Below are 25,207 nucleotides of genomic sequence, written 5' to 3' on the forward strand. Positions count from 1 at the left end.
ATGCTATACTTTGTGCAAAGGAGGAAAAACAATGCAGGACAAACTAAAGCAGATTGGTGATACATCCAACATCATTAAAATACAATCCATTTCCGGCGGCGATATAAATAACGCCTACTATGTCAGAACAGAAGCAAGAGAATATTTTATCAAAACAAACAAGCAAGTCCCCGCAACCTTTTTCCAAGCAGAAGCAGAAGGACTCGAACAAATCCGGAAGACAAAAACGATCCGAGTTCCAGATGTTTACCACTACGAGATAGCATCATCCAATGAAGAAATCTGTTTAATGATGGAATGGATTGAACCGGGAAAAAGCAAGACTTCCGGGCAGCTGCTGGGCGAGCAGTTAGCCAGACTCCACTTAGCCGAAGCAGGCTCTCAATATGGCATGCACGGGACAACATTTGTCGGTGAAATAACGCAAGAGAATGCCTTGTATGATAACTGGCTCATTTATTACCGTGAGAAACGGTTACGAGCTCAACTGGAGATCGGGATTAATAGAGGAACCATCCCGATCAACCGCCGCAAATTACTGGAACAGCTGTTAGATAAGCTTGACCGCTTTATCCCGGAACACCCAGGTGTTTCTTTACTTCACGGGGATTTGTGGGGCGGGAATTGGCTGACAGGCCCACAGGGGAAACCTTACTTAATCGATCCATCTGTTGTATATGGTGACAATGCATTTGAGATTGCTTTTACCGAAGTGTTTGGAGGATTTCCTGACACCTTTTATGAAAGCTATCAATATTATTATCCATTGCCGGACTATTATGAGGAAATTAAGCCGCTTTATCAATTATTCTATTTGCTTGTCCATTTGAATCTGTTTGGCGAGGGATATGGTCCATCTGTTGACCGCATTTTAAGCAGATACAACTGAAGAAAAGCCATCTGCTTAAGATGACTTTTCTTCATAGGTATACCGTTTCTGTTTTCTTTGCAGCCATATCTGTAATTGATCTGTTTTCCCTTCAACAATTGGCTGGGTAAAGGTCACGACCCAGCTCGATGATAAGAACCAGACAATTGCCGCTGATATAACAGCTAGCCCGATTGTATCCAGATTATGATCAAGCTGCAGAAGATTCGCCTGACGCCCATACTGAATGATAATACCGTGAAGTAAATAGACGTACATTGTCTGTCTTCCGAGATGTGTGAATGAATAGCTTTTTCTTGGCACTAATATTAGTAACGAAAAGACCATCACGGACGCTGTTCCGTAAAGTGCCAATCTTACCAGTCCTCCGTACACCGCCATATTTAATCCTTCATATGAAACGGATCCAAATAACCAGTTTGCTGATATTTCAGGAGTTACATAGCTTACTAGAAAGACTGCTGCAAGAATGGATGCAGGAATCCACAAGGATATTCGCCTTTGCAAGAAGAATATTTTTTCCTTAGATAACCAGTAGCCTATCAGGAAAAACGGAAAAAAAACAAATGTCCTTGAGAGACTGAATGATTCCCCAATAAATGGAAGGTATCCAATAATGATTCCAACAGCAAATGCAACAGGAATTCCAATCCGCGGCGGAATTTTCTTATAAACAATTAATAATAAGTGCCAACTGAATAAACTTAGTAAAAACCAAAGTCCCCAGTGAGGGTCATAAAGACTTGAATCCCAATCACTTCTACCAATCATTAAAAAATAAATAGAATAGAAGATATGAAACAGGAAATAAGGAAACAGAATTCTCTTGATTAATTTCATTAAATAACCTTTGTCACTGGCTCCTTTTGCAAAGAAACCGCTAATCAATATAAAAACAGGCATATGCACAAGATAAATCGTTTGATAAAGTGCACTAATTACATCGATTTCCTGTTTCAGCGGCTGAATTAAATGACCAAACACGACAAGAAAAATGAAAAGGAGCTTGGCATTGTCAAAATACGCTTCTCGTTGCATCTTCTTCGCTCTCCCTTTTTCTCAAGGATGTCCCCATCCTGATCTGTTTATTTACAGTAACGTTTCCTTCATAATACCCGGAATCATTAGAGATAAAAACATTATCAGGAGATTGTTATTGGATTGTAAGCGCTGCGTAAACCATTTGAAATAAAGTAAAATTTCGTCCATGGCAGCCTTTGATCCATTAACAAAACTTTTCAGGAAGCTTAACATATGCCAATATAACTGCCTTTTGCATTTTCCTGTGTATTTGCGTTTACAGCTTTACTGCCCATGTACCATTACGGAAAATTGCTTCCCGTTCGCCAGAGGCTGTCACTCCATCAATGTTCATATTTTCTGACCCAATCATAAAATCTTCGTGAACAATACTGTCATTTACCCCATTCGCATCCATTGATGCCTCATCCATGTCAGAACCGCCTTTAATGTTCGTCGGATAAGCTTTTCCAAGTGCAATATGACAGGACGCATTCTCATCAAATAATGTATTGAAGAAAATAATTCCCGCCTGGGAGACAGGAGACTCATGTGGTACAATAGCGACTTCGCCTAAGCGTGCCGCACCGTCTTCATCTGCTTCTAACAGATGTTTGAGTGCTTCTTCACCTTTTTCACATGTGTAATCCGCCACTTTTCCATCTTCAAATGTCAGTGTGAAGTTCTCGATTAACTGTCCCTGGAAACTTAACGGTTTCGTGCTTGTCACCTTGCCATTCACCTGATATTTATGCGGCATTGTAAAAACTTCTTCTGTAGGAATGTTCGGATTGAATGTAACCCCATCTACCGCAGTTGCCGCACCACCGTGCCAAATATGCCCATCTGGCAACCCGATCGTTAAATCTGTTCCTTCTGCTGTAAAATGGAGTTGCTTATATTTCTTTTCATTGAGATATTCTCTTGCATTTTTTAAAGTCTGATTATGTTTTTCCCATGCTCTAATCGGATCTTCCTGATCAATCCGGGCAATTCGGAATATTTCCTGCCACAGCTTATCTTTTGCTTCATCCGGGTTTAGTTCGGGATATATCTTAACTGCCCAGTCTTTCGTCGGGTAACCGACAATTGACCAGCGAGCCCTGTCGTTCATCATAAAATCACGATATTCCTTTAGAGCGGTTGAACTGGCTTTTGTCACTGCAGCCATTCTTTTTCCATCAATATCCTGTAACAGATCCGGATTTTCCCCATATATGTTCAGGACAGCATATCCGTCTTTGACCATACTTGTCATTGCATCCTTACGCCATTCCGGAAATGTCTCCAACACGTCCATTGGGGCATGTTTCATTTTTAAATAGGTAAGTTCATCATCCTTCCATTCCACATGTACATTCTTCGCCCCAGCTTCGTATGCCTTTTTTACAACAATACGTACAAATTCGATTGCTTCTATCGGAGCCTGTACGAGAAGGCCCTGCCCTCTTTGCAAATTTACGCCTGTCTGCAATGCTAAACTCGCATATTTTTCTAATTGTTCATTCATTGTCTATTCCTCCTTCTGTATCCAGAATAGTTTTTCTAAAACAGATGTCAAGGCTAATGCTTATTTTCAGGTTTGCCTGCATATTCATTGCTTAAAAGGGTATAGAAGAACATAATTATATATAAATGATGTGAAAGAGGTGTGTGAATGGAAACACTGCTTAAGTATAAGAAAATAATCTGGATCTTTCTTCTCTTACTCATTACGATTGGAATATTTACATACATACAGTTACCGAAACGTGACATTCCTGAAATCAGCCAGAATATCGCATCAGTGACCACCGTCTACCCTGGTGCCAATCCTGAAGTTGTAGAGAAAATCATTACACAGCCGATAGAAGAAAAATTGATAAACATGGATGGAGTAGATCAGGTCACATCTGCATCCACAAATGGTTTCTCCACTGTCACGATAACTTTAGATGACAGTAAAGATTCAGATGCTGTTTATTCGTCAATAAGGCAAAGTGTCCAAACTTTGCAATCAACCTTTCCCGATGATGTGATGACACCTGAAGTCACAACAGACCTGGTAACATCAAGTGTAGCTACATATCATCTTCTGAGTGAGGAGCGCTCCAGCCTTTTCTCATTACGTGAAGAAATGACCAGGTGGGAAGAAGAAATTACAGATATTAATGGTGTAGACAGTGTGGAAATTAAAGGGCTTCCTGAACAGAAAGTAGTGATTTCTCTCGACCAGGAGAGACTGGAAGAAGAAAAAATTCAACCAAATCAGGTGATCGAAGCTGTTTCTGCAGCCTTTCAACCGGTAGCACTTGGAACAGATACAACGAATGACCACAACTTCCTGCTCAACCTTTCCGAACCAGAGGATATGGAAAAAATCAACAGCCTTTTCATAACAAAAAATGATAACAATGAATCGATTTATTTAACTGACATTGGTTCAGTAAATGTGGAGGCAGAACCTGTCACAGATATTATTACATATGAAGAAATGGCTGCTTTATCAATTACTGTTTATGCAGCTGACGGTGTAAATATAACGAGCTTGCAGAAGCAAATTGACGAAAACATTGAAACACTTTCTGAAAATTTGCCAGAAGAAGTGACAGTCGATCCGTTTTATTCACAGAGCACTATTATTAACGAGGTTTATACGAGTTTACTCGTTTCACTGGCTATTTCTTTCTTTGCAGTCATTGTGATTATGATCCTTGGATTGCCAATGTCCTCGGCAATTGTAGTCGGCCTTGCCATTCCTGTATCAATTATTATAGGATTAATCCCATTACCATACACTGGTGTGGATTTAAATCAAATATCCATTATCGGTATTATTGTGGCGATAGGTATTCTTGTCGATGATGCCATTGTTGTAAATGATAATATCACAAGGCGCTACCAGCTTGGAGATAACGCGCTGGAAGGTGCAAAACGGGGAGTAAAAGAAGTGGGAATATCTATCATAACTTCCACCCTGCTCATTGTTTTCAGTTTTTTTCCATTAACATTTTTATCAGGGAGCAATGGCGAGTTTATCCGGGCACTTCCCATCGCATTAATGGGTACAATTATCGCTTCTACTATTATTGCTTTAACTGTCATACCATCCATTCAATATACTAGGCAACTGAAAATGCAACGGACGAGAAAACGCAGGGTCGGGCTGTTAACAGGTGTATTCCGGTGGATGGAAGGATTCTATTCTGAACGTGTTATTCCCCGAATGATTAAAAGGCCTTGGCTTACAGCGATTAGCGGTACGATTGTATGTTTCTTATTACTATCTCTGGCAATAAAAGTGCCATTTGAATTTTTCCCTGCAGCAGACAGGGAAGAAGTTACATTATCTCTGACATTAGATGAAGGGACATCGATAGAAGATACAGATGAACAGCTTCAGGCAATTGAATCATTTATATTAGAGCAGGAGGAGTATGTAACAGAAACAGCTCGCTATACAGGCGGCGGGTTACCAAACATCTTTAATTCCAGCTTATCCAGATCTGGTGAGAATACCGGACAGATAGTTTTCCGTGTCGACAGAGATAATTACTCCTCATCCCAATTTATTGAAGATTATGAATCAACACTCAGAAATGAATTTACTGATGGAGAGATTTTTCTGGAGACAATTGTTTCAGGTCCTCCACCATCACCTGCTTTAGAAGTGAAAATTCAGGGGCCAGAACTTGAGGTGTTGCTGGAATCTACGACAAATTTACTTGAGAAAATGAACAATTTGGAATCAGTGGAACTGGCAACAGCCAATACAGGTTCCAGTCAGCCTGTTCAAACATATGAGATAGACAGAGATTTCCTGGCAGATCACGGCATTCCGATTAGTCAGGTGAAGAACACATTACAACTAGCCAATACAGGTATCCCTCTTGAAGAGATTGATTACGGGGAAGAACGCCTGCCATTAGAAATAACACTAGATGAAGGGACAGATAATGGCATAGGATTGGAACAGTTATCAACAGTTGTTGTTTCAGATGAAGGAAGACCGGCCATTTACCGTTTTGATCAGTTTATTACAATTGATACAGAAGAACAGATTGCTGCAATCACTCATCTTGATGGAAAGCGTACCATTACCATCTCTGTATATGAAAAAGAGGGGAATGCGAACTTCGCAAATGAAACAGCTGATGTGTTATCTGAATTAGAAGAAGAACTTCCAGCAAACTATCAATTAATTGAAGACGGGGAAGCAAGTGCAGAATCAGAATTTTTCGTCGAAGTTGCTAAACTTTTTATTATTGTACTGTTTTTGATTTATCTGACTTTAGCTGTACAATTCAATTCATTATTAACACCATTACTTATAACAGGAACAATTTTCCTTGCTGTGACAGGGGCAATTGTTGGATTATTCGTGAGCGGTCAGCCGTTAAGCTTTTTAGCAGTGCTTGGTATTGTGTCATTGTCAGGGATTGTAGTTCGTAACTCCATACTGATTATCGAATTTATCGAGCAAAATAAACAAAAAAGTCCGAATACAATTGAATCAGCTATTATTGCTGCAGGCAAGGCAAGATTGCGGCCAATTATTTTAACGACATTAACGTCAATAGCAGCACTTGCACCAATAATCTTTACAGGTGACGTGTTATTTAAACCATTAGCTGTATCCATTGTGGCAGGACTCCTGTTCTCCACAACATTAACACTGCTCCTGTTGCCAGCATTTTATTTAACAATAGAAAAGATTAAAAGGTCCTAGAAGAACACCCTCAAAAAGCAAATGAGTGAATACTCTTAGTAAAAAGTAGATCTGAAAAATATATAATCTGGAGTATGTGTACTAAAAATAAACCCTTTTCAGTGGGCAAAGCTGACGCTACGTCCGATTGTTTCGCTTTCACCCAAGGGCATAAGTGCGACATCTACTCAAGCAAAATGCGCTTTCGCAGTGTCTTCTTTACCGTAGGGAGGGGTTCAGCTCGTCCTGTTCCCACTCAGCTGAAATGGTGCTTTACATTTTTTTATAGGGAGTAGCAGATTGATTTGATAATAATAAAATTCTCATGAACATTCAAAGTATAGATTGTTCATGAGAATTTTTATTTTTTCGTATTCACCATTTTACAAATACCGAACGGAAGCTGAATCAATTCTTCACTAATTGTAGAGGAACACTAAAGCGGCAATCGGGCGTAGCTTTACCTAGCTTAACCTATTAGTGTTTTTGTACATAATCAGTATTTGCGTTTCCTCATTTTGATGATTTTACAGTGCGATGTCTTTATTTACCGCTTCTTTATCATTGTATGTGTTAATGTTTAGTTTTTTCATAATTCTGGATGTTACTGTTCCTGACAGGATAGAGTCATTGACATTTAAAGCTGTACGACCCATATCAATTAAAGGCTCTACTGTTATTAAAAGCCCTGCTAATGCAACTGGCAGATTCATTGACGAAAGTACAATCAATGCAGCGAATGTTGCGCCACCACCTACACCGGCAACTCCAAATGAGCTAATACCGATAATTAACACTAGTGAAAGTAAAAATCCTGGTGACAGTGGGTCAATACCCTGAGTTGGTGCAATCATGACAGCCAGCATTGCCGGATAGATACCAGCACAGCCATTTTGGCCGATAGTTGCCCCGAAAGATGCTGCCATATTTGCAGTACCTGTATGAACACCTAAGCTTTCCTTCTGTACTTGAATTGTCAGCGGAATAGTACCTGCACTTGATCTTGACGTAAAGGCAAAGCTTAATACTGGCAACACTTTACGAGTATACGTGATAGGATTTAAGCCAAACAACGCAAGAATAATCAGATGAATAATAAACATTGTAATCAGTGCCACATAGGAAGCTCCGACAAATTTACCTAACTCGATAATACCGGCAATATTTGTCTGTGCGACTGTATTTGCCATTAGACCAAGGATACCATATGGTGTTAATCGTAAAATAATTGTAACGATTCGCATTACAACGGCATAAAGAGCGTTGATCATCTCAACAAATTTAGCAGCCTGCTCTGGTTGTTTCCTTCTTAAACCTAATACCGCTATCCCGACTATAATGGAGAAAATAACAACAGCGATTGTTGATGTTGCACGTTGTCCAGTCATATCCAAAAACGGATTCGATGGAATAAATTCAAGTATTTTTTGCGGTGTGGACATTCCTTCTACAGAACCTAAAGTCTCTTCCAGAGCTAATCCCCGTTCTTCTTCTGCTTCCCCTATTTCAATTTGATCTGCATTCAAATCAAAGATAGATGCACTGGTTACACCAACTAAAGCAGCGATCATGGCAGTTGCCACAAGTGTACCGATTATCCATGCGGACATTTTCCCTAATTCAGAAGATTTCTCTAAATTAATAATTGACTGAATAATTGATACAAGAATTAACGGAATAACGATCATCATAAGCAATCGAACATAACCGCGCCCCAAAATGTTATACCAATCTGATGTTACAGCAACAATATTAGAGTCTGCTGAAAATGCAATTTGCAAAAATGCACCTAGTAAAATACCAAGCCCTAGCCCTGCAAAGACTCTTTTACTAAATGAAACATATTTTTTTTGCATATAAAATAATATACCAATAAAAGCTAGTAAAATAGCAATATTAACAAGTATCCATACCGTTTCCATGTTATATCCCTCCTGTAATTAATCCGATAAAAATACTTTGAATATATTACATTCATTCTATGCATTTGTCAACAACGCTGTTTATCTTTTTCATTAAACAAGTATTAGATTACTGAATTTACCAATATAAAAAGCTTGGGTAGTTATCTTTACCCAAGCCTTCATTTATTCAAACGATAGATCTTCTTCCAGTTCAATTGCAACATTTCCTTTTACTGCTCTTGAAATCATACAGGAGGATTCAGCTGCATGAACAATTTTCTTCAGTTGCTGCATATCCTTTTCCGTTGCATCAGCCTTCAACTTTACAAAAGGCTTATGAATAATTTTGAGATAGGTGTAAATACCATTTGTCACATCTACTTTACCTTCTGATTGAAGGGAAATGCGGGATAACGGCAAATTCGCCCTTTCAATCATTGCTGCAACTGTTATTAAATAACAGGTAGCTGCAGCTCCAAGAAGCATTTCATCCGGGTTCGTCCCAATCCCTGGACCATCCATTTCCGGTGGTATTGAAATTTCTGTTTTCAGGTTACCTGCCTCCATTACACCAACTTCATTTCTGCCCCCTGGCCAGGATGCATCTAAATGAAAAGTATGAACTGTCATCTTATCACCCTTTCAGCATCTTATTGTAAATAAGATATGGGAAGGAAGCAAACACCTGGCTTACGAAGCATTTGCTTCTTCTTTTTTGGGACCAGAAAGAAACCATCCAGCTAAAGCAATTCCGACTAATACGATATAAAATGTTAACTTCCATCCTAATGAGTGAGCAAAATGATGTGGCAGGATGTGTAAATCATCATGTGCTAATACACTAACAGCTAATTTCACACCTACCCAACCAACAATGACGAACGCTGCAATTTCCAGACCTGGACGATCATGCAGCAATTTAACAAAAACATTTGCTGCAAATCGCATAATAATCAGACCAATTAGCCCACCAGCAAATACAACGATAAATTGTCCGGTATCCAGACTTCCAATATGTCCAAGTCCTGTTGACGGCAATGCTACCGCTAAAGCAACAGCTGCAAGAATAGAGTCAACAGCAAACGCTAAATCTGCCAGTTCTACCTTAAGCACTGTCATCCAGAAGCTGCTGCCGGATTTTGCTCCAGCTTCTTCAGCCACATCTTCCTCTTTCTTTTTCTTCAAAACCTTATCATATAAATGCTTTCCTGAGATAAATAATAAATACAGTGCACCAATCGCCTGTACTTGCCAAACGTCAACAAGAAATGAAATGATAAATAAAGAGCCAAAACGAAGAACAAATGCACCTGCTAAACCATAAAATAATGCCTTTTTCCGTTGATCATCCGGAAGGTGTTTTACCATAATTGCTAATACGAGCGCATTATCTGCAGCTAATATCCCTTCCAAACCAATTAACACTAATAAAACCCAACCATACTCCAAAAGCAATTCCACGCTACTTACATCTCCTTTTATGTTGCAAAATGATCCATCAAGTGATAAAAGTCCACAAAAAAGCGAGACCCTTACCACTTGTGGTAAAGGTCTCGCTAACAACGCCTAAGTTGCCAATTATGCCGGAGGGAAATCCCTCGAATTGACGACATAAATTGTACAGCTACTCCCCTTTATGTATGTTCTAACTATAAGCTTTTCTGATTAGTTTGTCAATAAGCAGAAAAGAACCTTTGCCACATGTGTAACAATAGGTTCTTCCGAGTTTCTGCTCTTTATACCAATTATCTCAATACCTCTTCTATTCGATGTTCTACTTCATCCTGAATGGTACTAAGCAGTTTTTTACTTTCTGCCGCACTCACAGTTTTCACTCCGAAATAACTTTTAATTTTCGGTTCTGTACCTGATGGCCGGAAACAAACCCATGCATCATCTTCTAAAATAAACTTCATTACATTCTCTTTTGGAAGGAGGATGTCTTCTGTTAAATCTTCGGAAAACAACTGTCTGACGCTTAATTGGTAGTCTTCTACTGCCTTCACCTCAAGACCTCCGAGCGAAGTAAAAGGCTGCTCCCTGATATTTTTCATAATTTTTTCAATTTGCTCTGCTCCATCTTTACCTTTTAATGTTAAAGACTTCATTCCTTCTAAATAATACCCATGCTTATCATATAAAGCCGTTAAAGCCTCCCACAGTGTCTTGCCTTGCTTTTTCCAGTAATTAGCCATTTCACATGCTGCTAAAGCTGCCTGTACAGCATCCTTATCCCGCACAAATGAGCCAATTAAATATCCGTAGCTTTCTTCATAACCAAATAAAAACTGCTCATCAGATGCTTCAAAGTTCTTTATTTTTTCACCAATGAATTTAAAACCTGTCAGTGTATCAATTGTATTAATGCCATAATGGCTAGCAACTGTACGTCCCATTTCGGTTGTTACGATTGTTTTTATAACCTGGCCGTTCTTCCGTTCCTGTTCATCCAAGTGAGACAAAGTGTAATCCAATAACAGTGTTCCTAATTGATTACCTGTCAGTACTTGATAGGATCCATCAGCATCTTTGGCAGCAACACCTAATCTGTCTGCGTCGGGATCTGTACCTATTAAAATATCAGCATTTTCTCTTTCACCTAGTTCTATCGCCATTTCAAAAGCCTGGTGTTCTTCCGGATTAGGTGAGGAGACAGTTGAAAACTCAGGATCTGGAACAGCTTGTTCTTCCACAACAGATACTTTGTCAAAGCCTGCCTGCACAAGCCCTTTGGATACCAGTTCAAGTGCCGTTCCATGTAATGGCGTGAAAACAATCTTTAAATCATTGTCACTGTTATCCTGTTTTTGAATTGTCTTTAATGCATTGAGATAAGCCCTGTCTATCTTTTCTCCAACCCATTCCAGTAAATTACTATTCTCAAGTTCTGTCTGCTCTTTTACATCAACTGACAGTTCATCTTCTACCGTATTTACCATATCTATGATTGCTCCAGCTTCTTTCAATGACACTTGCCCGCCATCTTCATTATATACCTTAAAACCATTGTATTCTGGCGGATTATGACTTGCCGTAATCATTATCCCTGCAGCAGCGTGTAAGTACCTGACTGAAAAAGAAAGCAACGGTGTTGGACGCAATGATTCAAAAACATATGCTCTAATCTCATGGGCTCCTAATACTTTTGCAGCCTCCACAGCGAATTCCTTTGACATATAACGAGAATCATACGCTATCACAACACCGCGTTCTTTTGCATGTACTATATTTTCCTCTATGTATCTGCTTAAACCTTCTACCGCTTTTCGAATCGTGTAAATATTCATCCTGTTTGTTCCGGGACCTAGTACACCTCTCATCCCGCCAGTGCCAAAGGTGAGATTCTTATAAAAAGAATCCTCTAGTTCTCTCTCATCATCGCTCACCTTTTTTAATTGATCTAATAGTTTTTCATCTAATGTCGCAAAAGATGTCCACTTTTTTAATGTATCTTGCCATGACATGTTACGATCCCTCCACAACTTAATTAAATAATCTTATTAACTATTTTAGCATAATGTAACTGCTGGTTCATAGCTTATTCTCTTATTCTTATGGTAATATATAAATAATAATACATAGAAAAAGGTGTGATAGTGGTTGTTTGAGAAAAAAGGTGTCCGGTTCTTAGTAACATCTATACTGATTTTTACACTTATCTATTTAATACATAAAACCCGATTTATTTTTGAGCCAGTCGGCGCATATTTAGGAGCGATAGCTGTTCCGATTATTGGAGCAGGAGTTATATTTTATATCACAAACCCTGTGGTCAACTGGTTGGAGAAAAAGAAAGTTCCTCGATTAATTGGAACATTTATCGCTTTTCTATTATTAGTTGTCGTTATTACGCTAGTAGTACTCTTCGTTGCACCAATTGTTCAACAGCAATTTGCAAATTTATATGAGAGTATTCCTAAAATGGTAAAGAGCGCTGAACAGTTAATAGAAATCTGGCAGGATAACCAAAATATTATTCCACCGCAATTTGAAGGGACTATCCAGAACATCATTGATAATTTAAGCACATATGCTGAAGCTGTGACAACAGGGATAATTGGAGTCATTGGACAGATATTCAGTTTTGTCTTTGCTTTCTTCTTAATACCATTCTTCCTGTTTTTTATGTTGAAAGATGGTCATAAATTCGTTCCTTTTATTTCTCAGTTTCTAAGTCCTGCGAAAGCAAGCAGTTTTCGTCAATTAGCGATAAGTATTAATCACACATTAGCTTCCTTTATACAGGGACAATTTATTGTAAGTGTTTGTGTCGGAGTCATGCTGTATATCGGATATATAATCATCGGGCTGGAATACTCTTTATCCCTTGCGCTATTTGCTGTTGTGATGAACTTTATCCCGTTTTTAGGGCCCTTTTTGTCCGCTATTCCTGCAGTAATCGTCGGGTTATTCCAGGACCCGCTGATCGGAGTCTGGGCAGCTGTTGTCATGTTTATTGCACAGCAAATTGAGAGTAACTTTATTTCGCCGAATGTAATGGGACGCGCTTTATCTTTGCATCCACTCACTGTAATTACATTAATTTTGGCAGCAGGGGGAATTGCAGGGTTTTTAGGATTACTGTTTATCATACCCGCATATGCAGTCATTAAAACAATCATTGGACATTTTTACCAACAGTGGAAAAAGAAACAACCTGAAGAAGATCCTGATTTGATTTAGAGGAAAACGGAATACTATTAACCTGAAATAAGAATCCACTTTCATTGATGGATTCTTATTTGGTTAATAACCGTTTAAAGTGTTTTAACCATAATAGAGTTTTCCTGTTCTTCATCACCAATAAAGTAGGAATACTTGCCTCTCGTTTCAAAGCCCATATTTTTGTGGAAATCGATCGCATTTTTATTCTTTTGCCATACCCCAAGCCATACTTCTTTTTTATTCATTTCCTTCGCAAGATTTATCCCTGTCTGGAGAAGCATTTTTCCTAACCCTTTGTCTTGAAAGACATGTTTAACGTAGATTCGTTCAATTTCAAGGGCATCATCACTTACATGGTATGTTTGTGCATCATTCACATTCACTTTTAAATACCCAGCTAGTACCTGATTTACATACAAAAATAGAAAAGTCGAATTATCATTCGATAACTCTGTTTTCAGCTGATCTAAATTAAAAGCTGACTCTAAGTATTCATTCATATTCTCAGGAGTATTCAAATGGCTGTATGTTTCGCTATACGTTTCTGTACCTATTACTTGTAATGCATGTAAATCTTCCAACGTACATTTTTTTATTTCTGTTTTCATTATATCCTCTCCCTACTGAAATGATTAGAAAATCCGCCAATAACATCAACGGACAAAGCAATGGAATCATCGCACGTTACCATATACTTACACCCATATATTATAAGTATATTTTTTCAAAGCAAAAGAGTCAATGAAAACGAATTCAAGATATTTTGGTATTTTTGTGGAAATTTATCTATTAATCTATTATTTTGTCGCAATTTTTGAAGATGATACTAATGATGATAGTTCATTTAATTGAATACTTTATATTTGCAACGAAAAAACCGGACTAATTCAATTTTAGTCCGGTTTTTTCTTATAATGTTATAATGATTACTCGCCTGTTACTTCAGCGATTTCTTCTTTTAGTTTATCATAAATAGCAGAATCTACACCTTCAGTTAATTCCCCATTTCTGAACTGTTCGTGAACTGGTTCCGCTACTTCTTTAAATGCAGCAATTTGTTCTTCTGTTAATTCAATAATTTCTGTTGGATTTTCAATGTCTTCCTTGATTGCCGCTAGACCTGCTTCATTTTGCGCTTTCTGTTCTTCAAAGATCCAGTCCTGCATTTCAGCAACTGTTTCATCAATTAGCTGCTTTTCGTTTTCCGGTAAACCATTGTACCAGTCTGTATTAGCCGTTGTCATTGCAACATAGTTATTATGATTGGAAATAGTTAACGTATCCTGTACTTCATAAAAACTTGCTGAGTTAATAAAGAATACAGGGTTTTCCTGAGCATCTACTGTCTCACGGTCTAAAGCTGTGTACAACTCACCCCAGCTGATTGACTGAACAGTTGCACCATATGCAGCATAAGTTTCGCGCATTAACGGTGACTCCTGTACACGCATGTTTAAACCTTCCCAGTCAGATGGTTCGTCAATACCTACATTACTAGTCCAAGCCATTGCACCTTCTGTCCAGTAAGAAAGTGGTGTAATATTATGTTCCTCATATTTTGCACGAAGATCCGTGTTCAATGCTTCACTGTTTGTTAATACTTCCTGCGTCTGAGCTGGGTCAGCAGGGAAGAAATAGTGTAATGAGAAAATTTGTCCATCCGGTACCTGACCGCCTGTAAAACCTGGTGACATTACCGCTAGCTGTACTCCACCCTGTTGCAGTAATTGAGCCTGGTCAACCTCACTGCCTAATGCACCATATTCATACGGTACTACAGTGATAGCTCCGCCTGTTTTCTCTTCAATACGTTTACCAAATTCTTCTGCATACTCATACTGAACTTCACCGTCCAGCTCTTCCGTAACGAAGCTCCATTCCGCTTCTTCAAAATCTCCGGAAGCTTCTTCGCCACCTTCTTCACCTTCTGTATTTTCATTATTTTCTTCTGAACCTGTGTCTTCACCTTCATTGCCGCCTGTACCTTCTTCACTATCTCCACCACCGCAAGCTACTAGTAAAAAGCTAAGTGTTAAGATAGAGATCAACATAAGTAAATACTTTTTGTTAAAAATGATCATTACCCCCTAAAATTTTTTATAAAAAATATATGTTAAGTGACCGTTAGCCACTTAAATAACGTTATGGAACCAGAACTAAAGATAACTCTGGGAAAAGCACGAGTGCCACACCAATAAGCAGTAACATTACAATAAATGGCGGGGTACTCTTAATTACCTCTAAGTATGGTTTCTTGAACACCGCACTCGCCGTAAATATATCGACACCAAACGGCGGAGTTGCAGAACCTAATGCTGCCTGGAATGTAATAATAATTCCTAAGTGAATCAAATCAACATCTGCTGCCTCAGCTGCTGGTGCGAAGATTGGTGTCAGAATTAATATAACAACAATCGGATCAACAAACATACAGCCTACAAAGAAGAAAATACTTACCATTAACAGTACATAGACCGCACTTGGATCTGTACCTAAGACTGCTTCAGTAATTTGCTGCGGAATTCTGGCAAAACCTAATACCCATGTAAACAATTGACCACCAGCAACAAGAATAAATACAGCTGATGTAACTAACCCTGTTGACAGTGCGATACCAGGAAGCTTCTTCCACGGAATAGTTTTAAAAATCAGCACTTCCAGAATAATAGCATACAAGACGGAAATACCAGATGCTTCTACAGGAGTGAAATACCCTAAATAGATACCGCCGATAATAATAATTGGAAAACCTAACGGTAACAATGCTTTTCTGAAATATACCAATCTCTCTTTCCAGCTGATTCGATCAGCTAAAGGAATATCTTTTATCTTTGCATAAATTACACTATATAAAGCAAAAGATAGAAATACGATTAACCCAGGAATAATACCAGCAATAAACAAATCACCAACAGATACACCTGAACCTGCAGCCAGCGCATATATAATCATACCGATACTTGGCGGTATAAGTAAGGCGACATCACTGGAATTAATGATGAGAGCCATCGCACTGGAATCTTTGTATCCAATTTTCAATAACCGCTCACGCATCGGACGCCCGATCGCTACAACAGTTGCTTGTGTGGAACCAGATATTGCTCCAAACAGTGTACACGCTGCTGCTGTTGTAACTGCGTAACCACCACGAATATGCCCAACGAATGAGCCAATAAAATCTAATAAGCGATTGGATGTTTTCCCTGATGTCATAATATCTGCAGCGAAAATAAATAGTGGTACACATAATAATACTGGTGATTCGATCCCTGTCAGTAACTGCCCCATCAATAGATCCATATTAACTGCTGGATTGAAAATGATCATAATTACAACGGGAGCTAATATTAGTGGGATCATCATGGGGAAATTTAATAAAAGTAACACAACCATAATGGCTAATAATGTTGTCAACATATTATTTTTACCTCTCTACAATTTGATCATTTCGATTAAACGGATAAATCTTCTAACTTCACTTCTTTATCTTTTGTGTCATTGTAATCTACCGCATCAATACCTAAATAAACTTTGTCTTTTGCCTTTGATGAAAAATTCACTAAGGTATTGCGGATAAATTGAATTCCTGCCATAAAGAAGCCGATAGGAATAAACACAGACATTAAGTATCTTGGCACTTGAAGTGATGTAGTAACTGCACCTGTGCCATACTCAAACATCACGTAGCTGTATGTATAATAAGCCATAATAAACATGAAAATTGCTGTCACAAAATTAATAATAATCATCATGACTTTTCTCACTTTAAATGGTGCAAAATCATAGAAAGCAGACATACTGATATGACGTCCCTTTCTTGCTGCATAGCCAATTCCCATAAATGTTGCGATAACAATTGCAAATTTACTAACTTCATACGCAAAGAAAAAGGCACCAGAGTTAAATATTTCACGAGCAATTACATTCCCGACAATCATGATAGATATCAGAATAATGGAAAAACTTAAGATAAACTCTTCTAATCTCATAATAGCTTTATCAATCCATCTAAATACTTTCAATCTTTTCTCTCCCCCTTCTAAGAAAATTCATGCCGCTCGAAAATTTTTGTTATTATAAATGTTACAGAATTGTTTCAAGCATCACAAATTTACTATACCCCGATTTGTTTGAATTAAACGACATATAATCGGCTGATTAAAAAATGCGGGCAGATGATGGATATATCTTAGCAAATGCTTACAAATAATCGATAATCCTCAAAATATGCTTAATTGCACCCTGATTCAGCAAAAACTGTTTCTTCTCCATTCATTTATTTAGTTGCGCATTCAGGTGTTTTTCGCTAGTCTTTATGGTAGGAAAAGGAGTGAAAAAAATGACTCGTAAAGAAATGGAAGATAAAATTGAAGAACTGAAGTCTGATCATATGAGACTTTCTGCAGATATGGAGAAACTGGTTTATGTGAAAGGAAAAACAGAATTTACTGATAAAGAGTTAGAACGGATTGAAAAGGAAATCGCGAAGTTAAGACAGCAGTTAAGTCAAATGCAATAATTTCCCAGCAAAAAAGCTAGCAATTGAAATTAATTGCTAGCTTCTTTATTTCCTTTTATTTTTTCTCTAATTTTACTAAATTCTTTACTTGGCGGCATTAAACTTACTATGGTATCACCAGCCGATGCTGTTGTTTCTGTATCCTCTGCGAAAAATTCTATTTGTTTTGATTGTTTTAAGACAAATAGCAATACAGTTTCTTCATGTTTGTCCTGTAGATAATCTTCCCACTTATACTGTTCCGTAATAGAGGTTTTTCTAAACACATAACCTGCTTTTAATTTATATTTTAACTCTTCAATTCCTTCTGCCGGCTTAAAGAGTTCTTTTCCGCCAATGGTATGACCGATATCTTCTAAGTGATCCCCGCTGTTCGTCTGGCGCGGCAGCCTGAATACACTTTTCCGCCCGAACTCCGGAACAAATGTTGAACAGACAAGCGCATTATAAGAGTCATATTCTGTTGCACTGATCAGATAATCATATGGTGTGAAATCAATCGTATATTCCATTTGCTCTGACAAAATTTCACCGTGCGTATGATTAATTCCCGCTCTTCTTGCCTGATGAAGCCTGTCCCATGAGGAATCTACAATGATTACGGGTATTTTCAGTTCATCCATCACTTTTGCTAAAGATATGGAGAAACGGTTGGATCCAACAATAATGGCACCAGGCTTCCCCTCTGAAGAAAGATTCAGTTTCTTCGCTAACCAACCAATGGTAAAGCCGTGAACACATACTGTAGAAAATACTAAGGCAAATGTAAGGGATGTTACGAGTGATGCTCCTTCAAACCCTTCATCCTCCAGTACACTTGCAAAGTAACTCGCAACTGTAAGTGCCACAATACCCCTCGGCGCTATCCAGCCGACTAAAGTTTTCTCCTGCAGTGACAAACCTGAACCAATAGTTGAGATGAAAATAGACAATGGGCGTACAACAAATAACATTAATAATACATATCCAATAATTTCCGGACGGAATATATCTTTCAATGTGTCCATCGTTAAAGATGATGTCAGTAAAATAAAGACAGTTGAGATTAGTAATATCGAAATATTTTCTTTAAAGTGGCGCATATCTTTTATAGACGAGATCCCTATATTGGCCAGAGTCATTCCCATTGCTGTCACTGCCAGCAAACCTGTTTCATGCTTAACTTCATCAGCGATAGTGAAACAGGCAATAACTGCACCAAACATTGCAGGTGATTTAAGATATTCCGGCATGTGCCCGGATTCAAACATCCAGCCGATTACTTTTCCGAAAACGTAACCCAATACAATTGCAAAAAATGAAGCAAGTAAGAATAAAAGTAAAGCTGATGCATCTCTGGAATCTGCTGACAGAAATAAAATAGTTTCAAAAGCGAACACAGCTAACAGTGCACCAAACGGGTCTACAACAATCCCTTCCCATTTCAATATCTTCGCTGGTGTCGGTTTTAATCTGGATTGTCTGAGCAGTGGCAATATAACAGTAGGACCAGTGACAATAAATATACCACCAATAACAAAAGCGACTGCCCAGGATAGTCCTGCCACATAATGTGCTGTTAAGGAACCCAGAATCCATGCCAAAACCGCTCCCCATGTAACGATTCGAAATACCGGCTTTCCCAAACCTTTTACCTCTTTGAAATTGAGGTTTAAACTACCTTCAAATAATATAATAGCAACAGCAATTGAAATAAACGGGCGAAATAAGTCCCCAAAATCTTCCTGCGGATTTATAATTCCCAGAATTGGTCCAGCTAATAAACCTGCGATAGACATGACCACAATTGCTGGTAACCGGAATTTCCATGCAATCCACTGCGAGCCTATCCCTAATACACCAACAATCATAATAACTAGTAATAAAGAATCCACCATATAAATGAATCCCTCCTTTATCATTAAGTTTATCTATAAACAGAGCAATTTTTGTTCCTGTATTACGTTTTTATAGATTAAAGGTTTTTGTCCTTATATGCAATAATAATGTTATGATAGGAACAACTCTAAAATAGTTAGCCCGGCATACTTATGATCGGTTAAAAAAATCAGATTTATATAAAGGAAGAGATAAATGTTACAAGAAGCAAGAAATGTTTTAAAAACCTATTTTGGTTATGACGATTTCAGGAAAGGACAGGTAACCGTTATTGAACAAACGATCGAAGAGAAAAATTCGCTCGCTATTATGCCAACAGGCGGAGGTAAGTCGATTTGCTACCAGGTCCCCGGCCTGGTTACTTCTGGTACTACTTTAGTTATTTCACCATTAATCTCATTAATGAAAGACCAGGTTGATGCACTGACTTCCCTCGGGATTGCCGCCACGTATATTAACAGCTCCTTATCAAATGAAGAACAGCGGGAAAGATTAAATGCTCTTCGTCAGGGAAGGTATAAATTTATCTATGTCGCGCCTGAACGATTCGACTCAGAGGGGTTTCTGAGAACATTGGATTCGATCACCCTTTCTACGATCGCCTTCGATGAAGCACATTGTATCTCCCAATGGGGACATGATTTCAGACCAAGTTACCGGACCGTTGTTGAGCGGGTCAAACAATTGAGTAACTTGCCAACCCTAATAGGTCTGACGGCAACAGCGACAGATGAAGTGATTCGAGATCTTCAGCAGTTACTGAATGTGAATGATGCACAGGTAGTTAAAACAGGTTTTGCCAGAGATAATTTAACATTCCAAATCGTGAAGGGCCAAAGTCGTTCGGCATACATTGAAGACTATGTGCGTCTTCGCAAGGACGAACCTGGGATAATCTATGCCATCACCCGGAAACAGGTCGACCAGTTACATTTTTCCTTGAAAGAAAAGGGCTTGAACGTTAGTAAATATCATGCAGGGATGAGTGAACTTGCACGTAAAGAAGCTCAAAATGCTTTCATTCAGGATGATACGACGGTGATGGTTGCGACAAATGCATTCGGTATGGGGATTGATAAGTCGAATGTCAGGTATGTGATTCATTATGCGTTACCGAAAAACCTGGAGAGTTATTATCAGGAGGCAGGGCGAGCAGGCAGGGATGGTGCGCCTAGTGATTGTATCCTGCTTTTCTCCGGTCAGGATATTCATACACAGAAGTATTTAATTGAGCAGTCGGAGATGGTGGAGGATAAGAAGCGTCAGGAATATGGAAAGTTGCAGGCGATGATTAATTACTGCCATACGGATCAGTGCCTGCAGCAATATATTCTGGACTATTTTGATGATGAGACAGATGCTGAAGATTGCGGAAAATGTTCGAATTGTAAAGATGATACAGATAAAGTGGATCGTACGAAGGAAGCACAAATGGTTCTCTCCTGTGTGAAACGGATGGGGGAAAGGTTTGGTGCAAGTATTACAGCTAAAGTGCTGAAAGGATCCAGTGACAGGAAGGTTAAGCAGTTCGGATTTGACCGTTTGTCTACTTACGGTTTGTTATCAGGGTACACCGAAAAAGAATTGGTTCAGTTTATTCATTTTTTAGTTGCTGAAAATTTCCTCGTATCGGAAGAAGGACGTTTTCCTGTTTTGCGGTTGGGTAAACGTGCGGTTGACGTGCTGAAGGGAACGGCACCTGTTATGATGCAGGTGGCGAAGGTGGAGAAAAAGAAAAGTACTGATTATGATGGGACTTTGTTTGAAAAGCTGCGGACATTGCGTAAAGAGTTAGCAGATTCCCATGGTGTCCCGCCATATGTTGTTTTTAGTGATAAATCTTTAACAGAGATGGCGAGCATGATGCCCCAATCAAAAAGTGCCATGCTTCTGATTCATGGTGTTGGTGAGAAAAAGTTTGAACAATTCGGGGAACAATTTCTTGAAGTAATCGAAGAATATGTTGATGGAAAAAATGATAAACGCCCCAGCTATCTAATAAGCTATGAACTGTTTATTGAGCAGAAACTTGAGATTAAGGAAATTTCAGATAAACGGGGAATAGCAGAGACTACTGTTTTTCAACATCTTATGCAAGCTGTGAAGGAAGGCCATGAGCTGGACTGGTCACGCCTGATATCAGAAGAGTTAGAAAATGAAGTGCTCTCCGCCTATGAGCAGGCTGAAGAGCCGGGATTGAAACTATTAAAAGAAACACTGCCTGAGGAATATACTTATGAAGAAATTCGTGCCGCTTTAATTAAAAATGGCAAATGGAATTAAAAGGCGGAGTCCTTGCACGGGGGAGGCTCAGATCCCCGCGGATGGGAGTAGGAGTTTGCTCCTTCTCGGAGTTCCCGCTCTTCTTGCAGATTTCAGCGCTCTTTTTGCAACTTTCGCTCTCTTCTTGCAGATTTGGCGCTCTTTTTGCAACTTTCGCTCTCTTCTTGCAGATTCAGCGTTCTTTTTGCATCTAAAAAGTCCAGCACCTCTGCTGGACTTTCCCTATTTATTATTCATTAAAATCGATTGCCCATGCTCCTTGTCTGAATACAGGTTCAAGATTTCCATCAGCTGTCTCTCCATCGATGTCCAACTCTGCTGACCCGATCATAAAGTCAACATGTGTCAGGCTGTCATTAATACCATGCTTATCAAGTTCCGCTTCATTCATATCTGATCCACCTTCAACATTTGTTGGATAGGCTTTACCTAATGCGATATGACAGGAAGCATTCTCATCAAATAATGTGTTATAAAAAATCAACCCGGACTGGGAAATTGGTGAAGCATGTGGTACAAGTGCTAATTCACCTAAGCGACTCGCTCCTTCATCAGTATCTAATAAATGCTTTAACGTGTCGTAGCCTTTTTCTGCTTCAAAGTCAACTACTTTCCCATCTTTAAAAGTCAGACTGAAGCCGTCAATCATATTCCCGCCATAGACAAGCGGTTTTTTAGCTGTCACTTTGCCATTCACCCCATATTTATGTGGAACGGTGAATACTTCTTCTGTAGGCATGTTTGGATTAAATGTCACACCACCCGTTGTTTCAGCAGATCCGCCTTTCCATATATGGCCTTCTGGTAATTCAAAGCGGATGTCTGTGCCTTCTGACTTGAATACTAAGGCACGGTATGCTTTTTTATTTAAATATGTTCTTGCCTGATGTAATAACTGGTTATGTTTCTCCCATGCTGCCACAGGATCTTCTTTATCTACACGGACAATTTTGAAAATGGAATCCCATAAGCTCTCTATTGCATCTTCCCTGGATTTTTCAGGGAAAATTTTCTGTGCCCAGTCCCCTGTAGGGATCGAGATGATCGACCATGCAATCCGGTCATTCATCGTATATTGACGGAATTCCTTCATCGCTTCCCCGCTTGCTTTATTGGCCTTTGCTACTTTAGCAGGATCAATATCTTTCAGCAAGTCTGGATTTGTGGAACGAATAGCCAGTAAAGCCGCCCCGTCTTTTGCAAAGTCCAAATGTTTTTCTACTTGCCATGAAGGAATGTTTGTCAGTACTTCTTCAGGTGCATGCTCAAACTTCAGCAAAGTCAGTTCATCATCTGTCCAGTTAATATGAACATTCTTCGCACCTAATTCATAAGCTTTTCTTGCAACAATTCTAGTAAAATCTGCTCCTTCGATAGATGAGTTAATCACAAGTGCCTGGTCTTTTTGCAGATTGACCCCTGTTTTTAATGCTAATTCTGCGTATTTTTCCAACAACTGCTGTTCTGCCATTGTTTATTCCTCCTCTAACTGTTCAACTAATAAAGATAACTCTTCCCATCTTTCCATTTTTGCCTCTAACTGCTGTTCTAAATCATTCTGTTTTTCAAATAGCGGGTTAATCTTCCCGATATCACTGCCGGCAGCTTCAATTTCTGATTGAATAAGCTCCAGTTCTTCCTCCAGTGAAGTGATCACTTCTTCAATTGTTTCCCACTCCTGCTGGTCATGGTAAGAAAGTCGTTTTCTTTTACGGCGAGGTTGCTGCTTATTCACTTTATCTGCTTTCTGCTTTGCCTCTTTCACATTTAATTGTTCCCTGAATTCTGTATAACTACCATAAAAGTGAGTTAATTTCTCTTCCTCTGTAAAAGCGATTACCTGATCAATTGTCTTGTCGAGAAAATAGCGGTCATGGGATACGGTGAGCATGACACCTGGAAAACTGTCTAAGTAATCTTCCAGTACAGCTAATGTTTCTGTATCCAGATCATTTGTCGGTTCGTCGAGAAATAACACATTCGGTTCCTGCATTAATACAGTCAGCAAGTACAATCTTCGCCGCTCACCACCGGATAGCTTCCGTACATAGGTCCATTGCTGTGACCTTGGAAAAAGAAATCTTTCAAGCATTTGTTCTGCTGTAATAACATCACCATTCACAGTGTGGACAACCTCAGCGACTTCTCTCACTAAATCAATTACTTTGACTGTTTCGTCCAATGGCAGATGGTCCTGGGTATAGTAACCAATCTTAACAGTTTCCCCCACTTCCATTGTACCACTATCAGGCATTATGTTTCCTGCAAGAATATTTAACAAGGTCGTTTTCCCGCTGCCATTAGGTCCAACGATGCCGATTCTGTCACCGGGTTTTATTAAAAAGCTGAAATCACGAAATAATATCTTCTCTTGAAAACTTTTCGATAACCCCTCTACTTCGATAACTTTTTTGCCAAGTCGTGCTGAACCTACTTGAAAGTCAACCTCATCTTTATTCGTTTGGAAGCTAACCTCTTTTAATTGCTCTGCCCTGTCAATTCTTGCTTTTTGTTTCGTTGTCCTTGCTTTTACTCCACTGCGGAGCCAGGCAATTTCTTTCTTTAACAGGTTCTGATGTTTTTTCTCTGCCTGCAATTCCTGTTCTTCCCTAAGCGCTTTTTGTTCAAGGAATATTTCATAATTCCCCTGGTATGTATATAAGTTTCCTTTATCTAGCTCAAAAATGCGGTTCGTGATACGATTTAAAAAATACCGGTCGTGGGTAACAAGCAAAATTGCTCCTTTATATTGTGGTACATATTCCTCCAGCCACTCGATGGTATGGTTATCTAAATGGTTGGTCGGTTCATCCAGGATCAGTAAGTCTGCAGGCTGGATCAGAGCTTTCGCAATTGCCACTCTCTTTTTTTGTCCGCCGGAAAGCTCCTCAACCTTCTGGTCCATATTCTTTATCCCTAATTTAGTAAGGATCGTTTTCGCTACGGTCATCGCATCCCAGGCGTCTAAACGATCCATCTCTTCTTGCATCTGAAGTAACCTTTTCTGTATGGATGTATCCTCTGGTGCCCGCTCTAATTCTATGACTGCACGCTCATAATTTCGTAATGTTACAATTGTTTTCGCATCTCCGTAATAGATTTGATCAAGTACAGATAGATGTGTATCCAGTTTCGGATCCTGATCTAAATATTCGATCTGGTAGTCATTCGGATGGTCGAGAACTCCCGCTTCTGCTGTGTCTGTTTTTGCCAGTACTTTCAGCAGCGTTGACTTCCCTGTTCCATTTACACCGATTAAGCCAATCCGGTCATTTTCACTAATTGAGAAAGAAATATCTTCAAAAAGCACTTTTTCTCCGTATGTTTTCGTTAATCCCTCTACTTTCAAGCCTCGCAATATA

Annotated in this window: 18 protein-coding genes; 5 read left to right on the forward strand and 13 right to left on the reverse strand. The window is 39.0% G+C overall.

The genetic code is table 11. The features are described from left to right. Positions 1 to 31: 31 nt before the first annotated feature. Complete coding sequence (locus BMW36_RS12110; protein WP_089741462.1) at positions 32 to 889, forward strand: fructosamine kinase family protein; 858 nt, start codon at positions 32 to 34, stop codon at positions 887 to 889. A 15-nt stretch (positions 890 to 904) separates the two neighbouring features. Here BMW36_RS12110 and BMW36_RS12115 read toward each other — a convergent pair whose 3' ends face one another. Next, on the reverse strand, positions 905 to 1,927 hold the full coding sequence (locus tag BMW36_RS12115; protein ID WP_089741465.1) for an acyltransferase family protein: 1,023 nt from the start codon (positions 1,925 to 1,927) through the stop codon (positions 905 to 907). A 259-nt stretch (positions 1,928 to 2,186) separates the two neighbouring features. Continuing rightward, the gene (locus BMW36_RS12120; protein ID WP_089741467.1) at positions 2,187 to 3,419 is read right to left on the reverse strand and encodes an aminopeptidase; all 1,233 of its coding nucleotides are present in this window, start codon (positions 3,417 to 3,419) and stop codon (positions 2,187 to 2,189) included. Between the two features lie 147 nt (positions 3,420 to 3,566). On the opposite strand from BMW36_RS12120, the gene BMW36_RS12125 reads away from it, so the two are divergent. Beyond that, the gene (locus BMW36_RS12125; protein ID WP_089741469.1) at positions 3,567 to 6,617 is read left to right on the forward strand and encodes an efflux RND transporter permease subunit; all 3,051 of its coding nucleotides are present in this window, start codon (positions 3,567 to 3,569) and stop codon (positions 6,615 to 6,617) included. 506 nt (positions 6,618 to 7,123) lie between these two features. On the opposite strand, the gene BMW36_RS12130 is transcribed toward BMW36_RS12125, so the two are convergent. The 4 genes from BMW36_RS12130 to BMW36_RS12145 all read right to left on the reverse strand — a co-directional run bounded on the left by BMW36_RS12130 (position 7,124) and on the right by BMW36_RS12145 (position 11,964). Then, positions 7,124 to 8,518 (reverse strand): L-cystine transporter, encoded by a 1,395-nt coding sequence (locus BMW36_RS12130; protein WP_089741471.1) that lies wholly within the window; start codon positions 8,516 to 8,518, stop codon positions 7,124 to 7,126. Positions 8,519 to 8,683: 165 nt separating this feature from the next. Beyond that, the gene (locus BMW36_RS12135) at positions 8,684 to 9,130 is read right to left on the reverse strand and encodes an OsmC family protein (protein WP_089741473.1); all 447 of its coding nucleotides are present in this window, start codon (positions 9,128 to 9,130) and stop codon (positions 8,684 to 8,686) included. Positions 9,131 to 9,190: 60 nt separating this feature from the next. Further along, on the reverse strand, positions 9,191 to 9,961 hold the full coding sequence (locus BMW36_RS12140; protein WP_089741475.1) for a TerC family protein: 771 nt from the start codon (positions 9,959 to 9,961) through the stop codon (positions 9,191 to 9,193). A 284-nt stretch (positions 9,962 to 10,245) separates the two neighbouring features. After that, positions 10,246 to 11,964, reverse strand: coding sequence for a phospho-sugar mutase (locus BMW36_RS12145; RefSeq protein ID WP_089741477.1), 1,719 nt, complete (start codon positions 11,962 to 11,964; stop codon positions 10,246 to 10,248). A 136-nt stretch (positions 11,965 to 12,100) separates the two neighbouring features. On the opposite strand from BMW36_RS12145, the gene BMW36_RS12150 reads away from it, so the two are divergent. Then, complete coding sequence (locus BMW36_RS12150; RefSeq protein WP_089741479.1) at positions 12,101 to 13,183, forward strand: AI-2E family transporter; 1,083 nt, start codon at positions 12,101 to 12,103, stop codon at positions 13,181 to 13,183. Between the two features lie 74 nt (positions 13,184 to 13,257). Here the strand turns inward: BMW36_RS12150 and BMW36_RS12155 are convergent, their stop codons facing one another. The 4 genes from BMW36_RS12155 to BMW36_RS12170 all read right to left on the reverse strand — a co-directional run bounded on the left by BMW36_RS12155 (position 13,258) and on the right by BMW36_RS12170 (position 17,187). Beyond that, entirely contained in the window at positions 13,258 to 13,773 is a 516-nt protein-coding gene (locus BMW36_RS12155) for a GNAT family N-acetyltransferase (RefSeq protein WP_089741482.1), read from the reverse strand. A gap of 318 nt (positions 13,774 to 14,091) precedes the next feature. Further along, a complete protein-coding gene (dctP, locus tag BMW36_RS12160; protein ID WP_089741484.1) occupies positions 14,092 to 15,246 on the reverse strand; it encodes a TRAP transporter substrate-binding protein DctP in 1,155 nt (384 codons plus the stop codon). Between the two features lie 61 nt (positions 15,247 to 15,307). Beyond that, positions 15,308 to 16,582 carry a TRAP transporter large permease gene (locus tag BMW36_RS12165; protein WP_089741486.1) on the reverse strand — a complete coding sequence of 425 codons (1,275 nt, stop codon included), beginning with the start codon at positions 16,580 to 16,582 and terminating at the stop codon, positions 15,308 to 15,310. A 35-nt stretch (positions 16,583 to 16,617) separates the two neighbouring features. Continuing rightward, a complete protein-coding gene (locus tag BMW36_RS12170) occupies positions 16,618 to 17,187 on the reverse strand; it encodes a TRAP transporter small permease (protein ID WP_089741488.1) in 570 nt (189 codons plus the stop codon). A gap of 317 nt (positions 17,188 to 17,504) precedes the next feature. Here BMW36_RS12170 and BMW36_RS12175 point away from each other — a divergent pair, with 317 nt between their 5' ends. After that, complete coding sequence (locus BMW36_RS12175) at positions 17,505 to 17,684, forward strand: SE1832 family protein (RefSeq protein ID WP_089741490.1); 180 nt, start codon at positions 17,505 to 17,507, stop codon at positions 17,682 to 17,684. A gap of 29 nt (positions 17,685 to 17,713) precedes the next feature. On the opposite strand, the gene BMW36_RS12180 is transcribed toward BMW36_RS12175, so the two are convergent. Next, a complete protein-coding gene (locus tag BMW36_RS12180) occupies positions 17,714 to 19,561 on the reverse strand; it encodes a cation:proton antiporter (protein WP_089741492.1) in 1,848 nt (615 codons plus the stop codon). Between the two features lie 196 nt (positions 19,562 to 19,757). Here BMW36_RS12180 and recQ point away from each other — a divergent pair, with 196 nt between their 5' ends. After that, positions 19,758 to 21,845: a DNA helicase RecQ gene (gene recQ / locus BMW36_RS12185; RefSeq protein WP_089741494.1), complete on the forward strand. Its 2,088-nt coding sequence runs from the start codon at positions 19,758 to 19,760 to the stop codon at positions 21,843 to 21,845. Positions 21,846 to 22,074: 229 nt separating this feature from the next. Here the strand turns inward: recQ and BMW36_RS12190 are convergent, their stop codons facing one another. Next, positions 22,075 to 23,316, reverse strand: a complete 1,242-nt coding sequence (locus BMW36_RS12190) for an aminopeptidase (RefSeq protein ID WP_089741496.1) — start codon at positions 23,314 to 23,316, stop codon at positions 22,075 to 22,077. Positions 23,317 to 23,319: 3 nt separating this feature from the next. Further along, positions 23,320 to 25,203: an ABC-F family ATP-binding cassette domain-containing protein gene (locus BMW36_RS12195; RefSeq protein WP_089741497.1), complete on the reverse strand. Its 1,884-nt coding sequence runs from the start codon at positions 25,201 to 25,203 to the stop codon at positions 23,320 to 23,322. Positions 25,204 to 25,207 lie beyond the last annotated feature (4 nt).

Origin of the sequence: Gracilibacillus ureilyticus, from assembly GCF_900111195.1 — a bacterium.
GTDB classification, from domain to species: domain Bacteria; phylum Bacillota; class Bacilli; order Bacillales; family Amphibacillaceae; genus Gracilibacillus; species Gracilibacillus ureilyticus.

What these genes read in the sequence shown, in the direction of transcription:
- BMW36_RS12190 (WP_089741496.1), bottom strand. Translation starts at nt 23,316, where the DNA reads ATGGCAGAACAGCAGTTGTTGGAAAAATACGCAGAATTAGCATTAAAA.
- BMW36_RS12135 (WP_089741473.1), bottom strand. Translation starts at nt 9,130, where the DNA reads ATGACAGTTCATACTTTTCATTTAGATGCATCCTGGCCAGGGGGCAGA.
- BMW36_RS12165 (WP_089741486.1), bottom strand. Translation starts at nt 16,582, where the DNA reads ATGTTGACAACATTATTAGCCATTATGGTTGTGTTACTTTTATTAAAT.
- BMW36_RS12115 (WP_089741465.1), bottom strand. Translation starts at nt 1,927, where the DNA reads ATGCAACGAGAAGCGTATTTTGACAATGCCAAGCTCCTTTTCATTTTT.
- recQ (WP_089741494.1), top strand. Translation starts at nt 19,758, where the DNA reads ATGTTACAAGAAGCAAGAAATGTTTTAAAAACCTATTTTGGTTATGAC.
- BMW36_RS12110 (WP_089741462.1), top strand. Translation starts at nt 32, where the DNA reads ATGCAGGACAAACTAAAGCAGATTGGTGATACATCCAACATCATTAAA.
- BMW36_RS12175 (WP_089741490.1), top strand. Translation starts at nt 17,505, where the DNA reads ATGACTCGTAAAGAAATGGAAGATAAAATTGAAGAACTGAAGTCTGAT.
- dctP (WP_089741484.1), bottom strand. Translation starts at nt 15,246, where the DNA reads ATGATCATTTTTAACAAAAAGTATTTACTTATGTTGATCTCTATCTTA.
- BMW36_RS12130 (WP_089741471.1), bottom strand. Translation starts at nt 8,518, where the DNA reads ATGGAAACGGTATGGATACTTGTTAATATTGCTATTTTACTAGCTTTT.
- BMW36_RS12155 (WP_089741482.1), bottom strand. Translation starts at nt 13,773, where the DNA reads ATGAAAACAGAAATAAAAAAATGTACGTTGGAAGATTTACATGCATTA.
- BMW36_RS12125 (WP_089741469.1), top strand. Translation starts at nt 3,567, where the DNA reads ATGGAAACACTGCTTAAGTATAAGAAAATAATCTGGATCTTTCTTCTC.
- BMW36_RS12180 (WP_089741492.1), bottom strand. Translation starts at nt 19,561, where the DNA reads ATGGTGGATTCTTTATTACTAGTTATTATGATTGTTGGTGTATTAGGG.
- BMW36_RS12145 (WP_089741477.1), bottom strand. Translation starts at nt 11,964, where the DNA reads ATGTCATGGCAAGATACATTAAAAAAGTGGACATCTTTTGCGACATTA.
- BMW36_RS12120 (WP_089741467.1), bottom strand. Translation starts at nt 3,419, where the DNA reads ATGAATGAACAATTAGAAAAATATGCGAGTTTAGCATTGCAGACAGGC.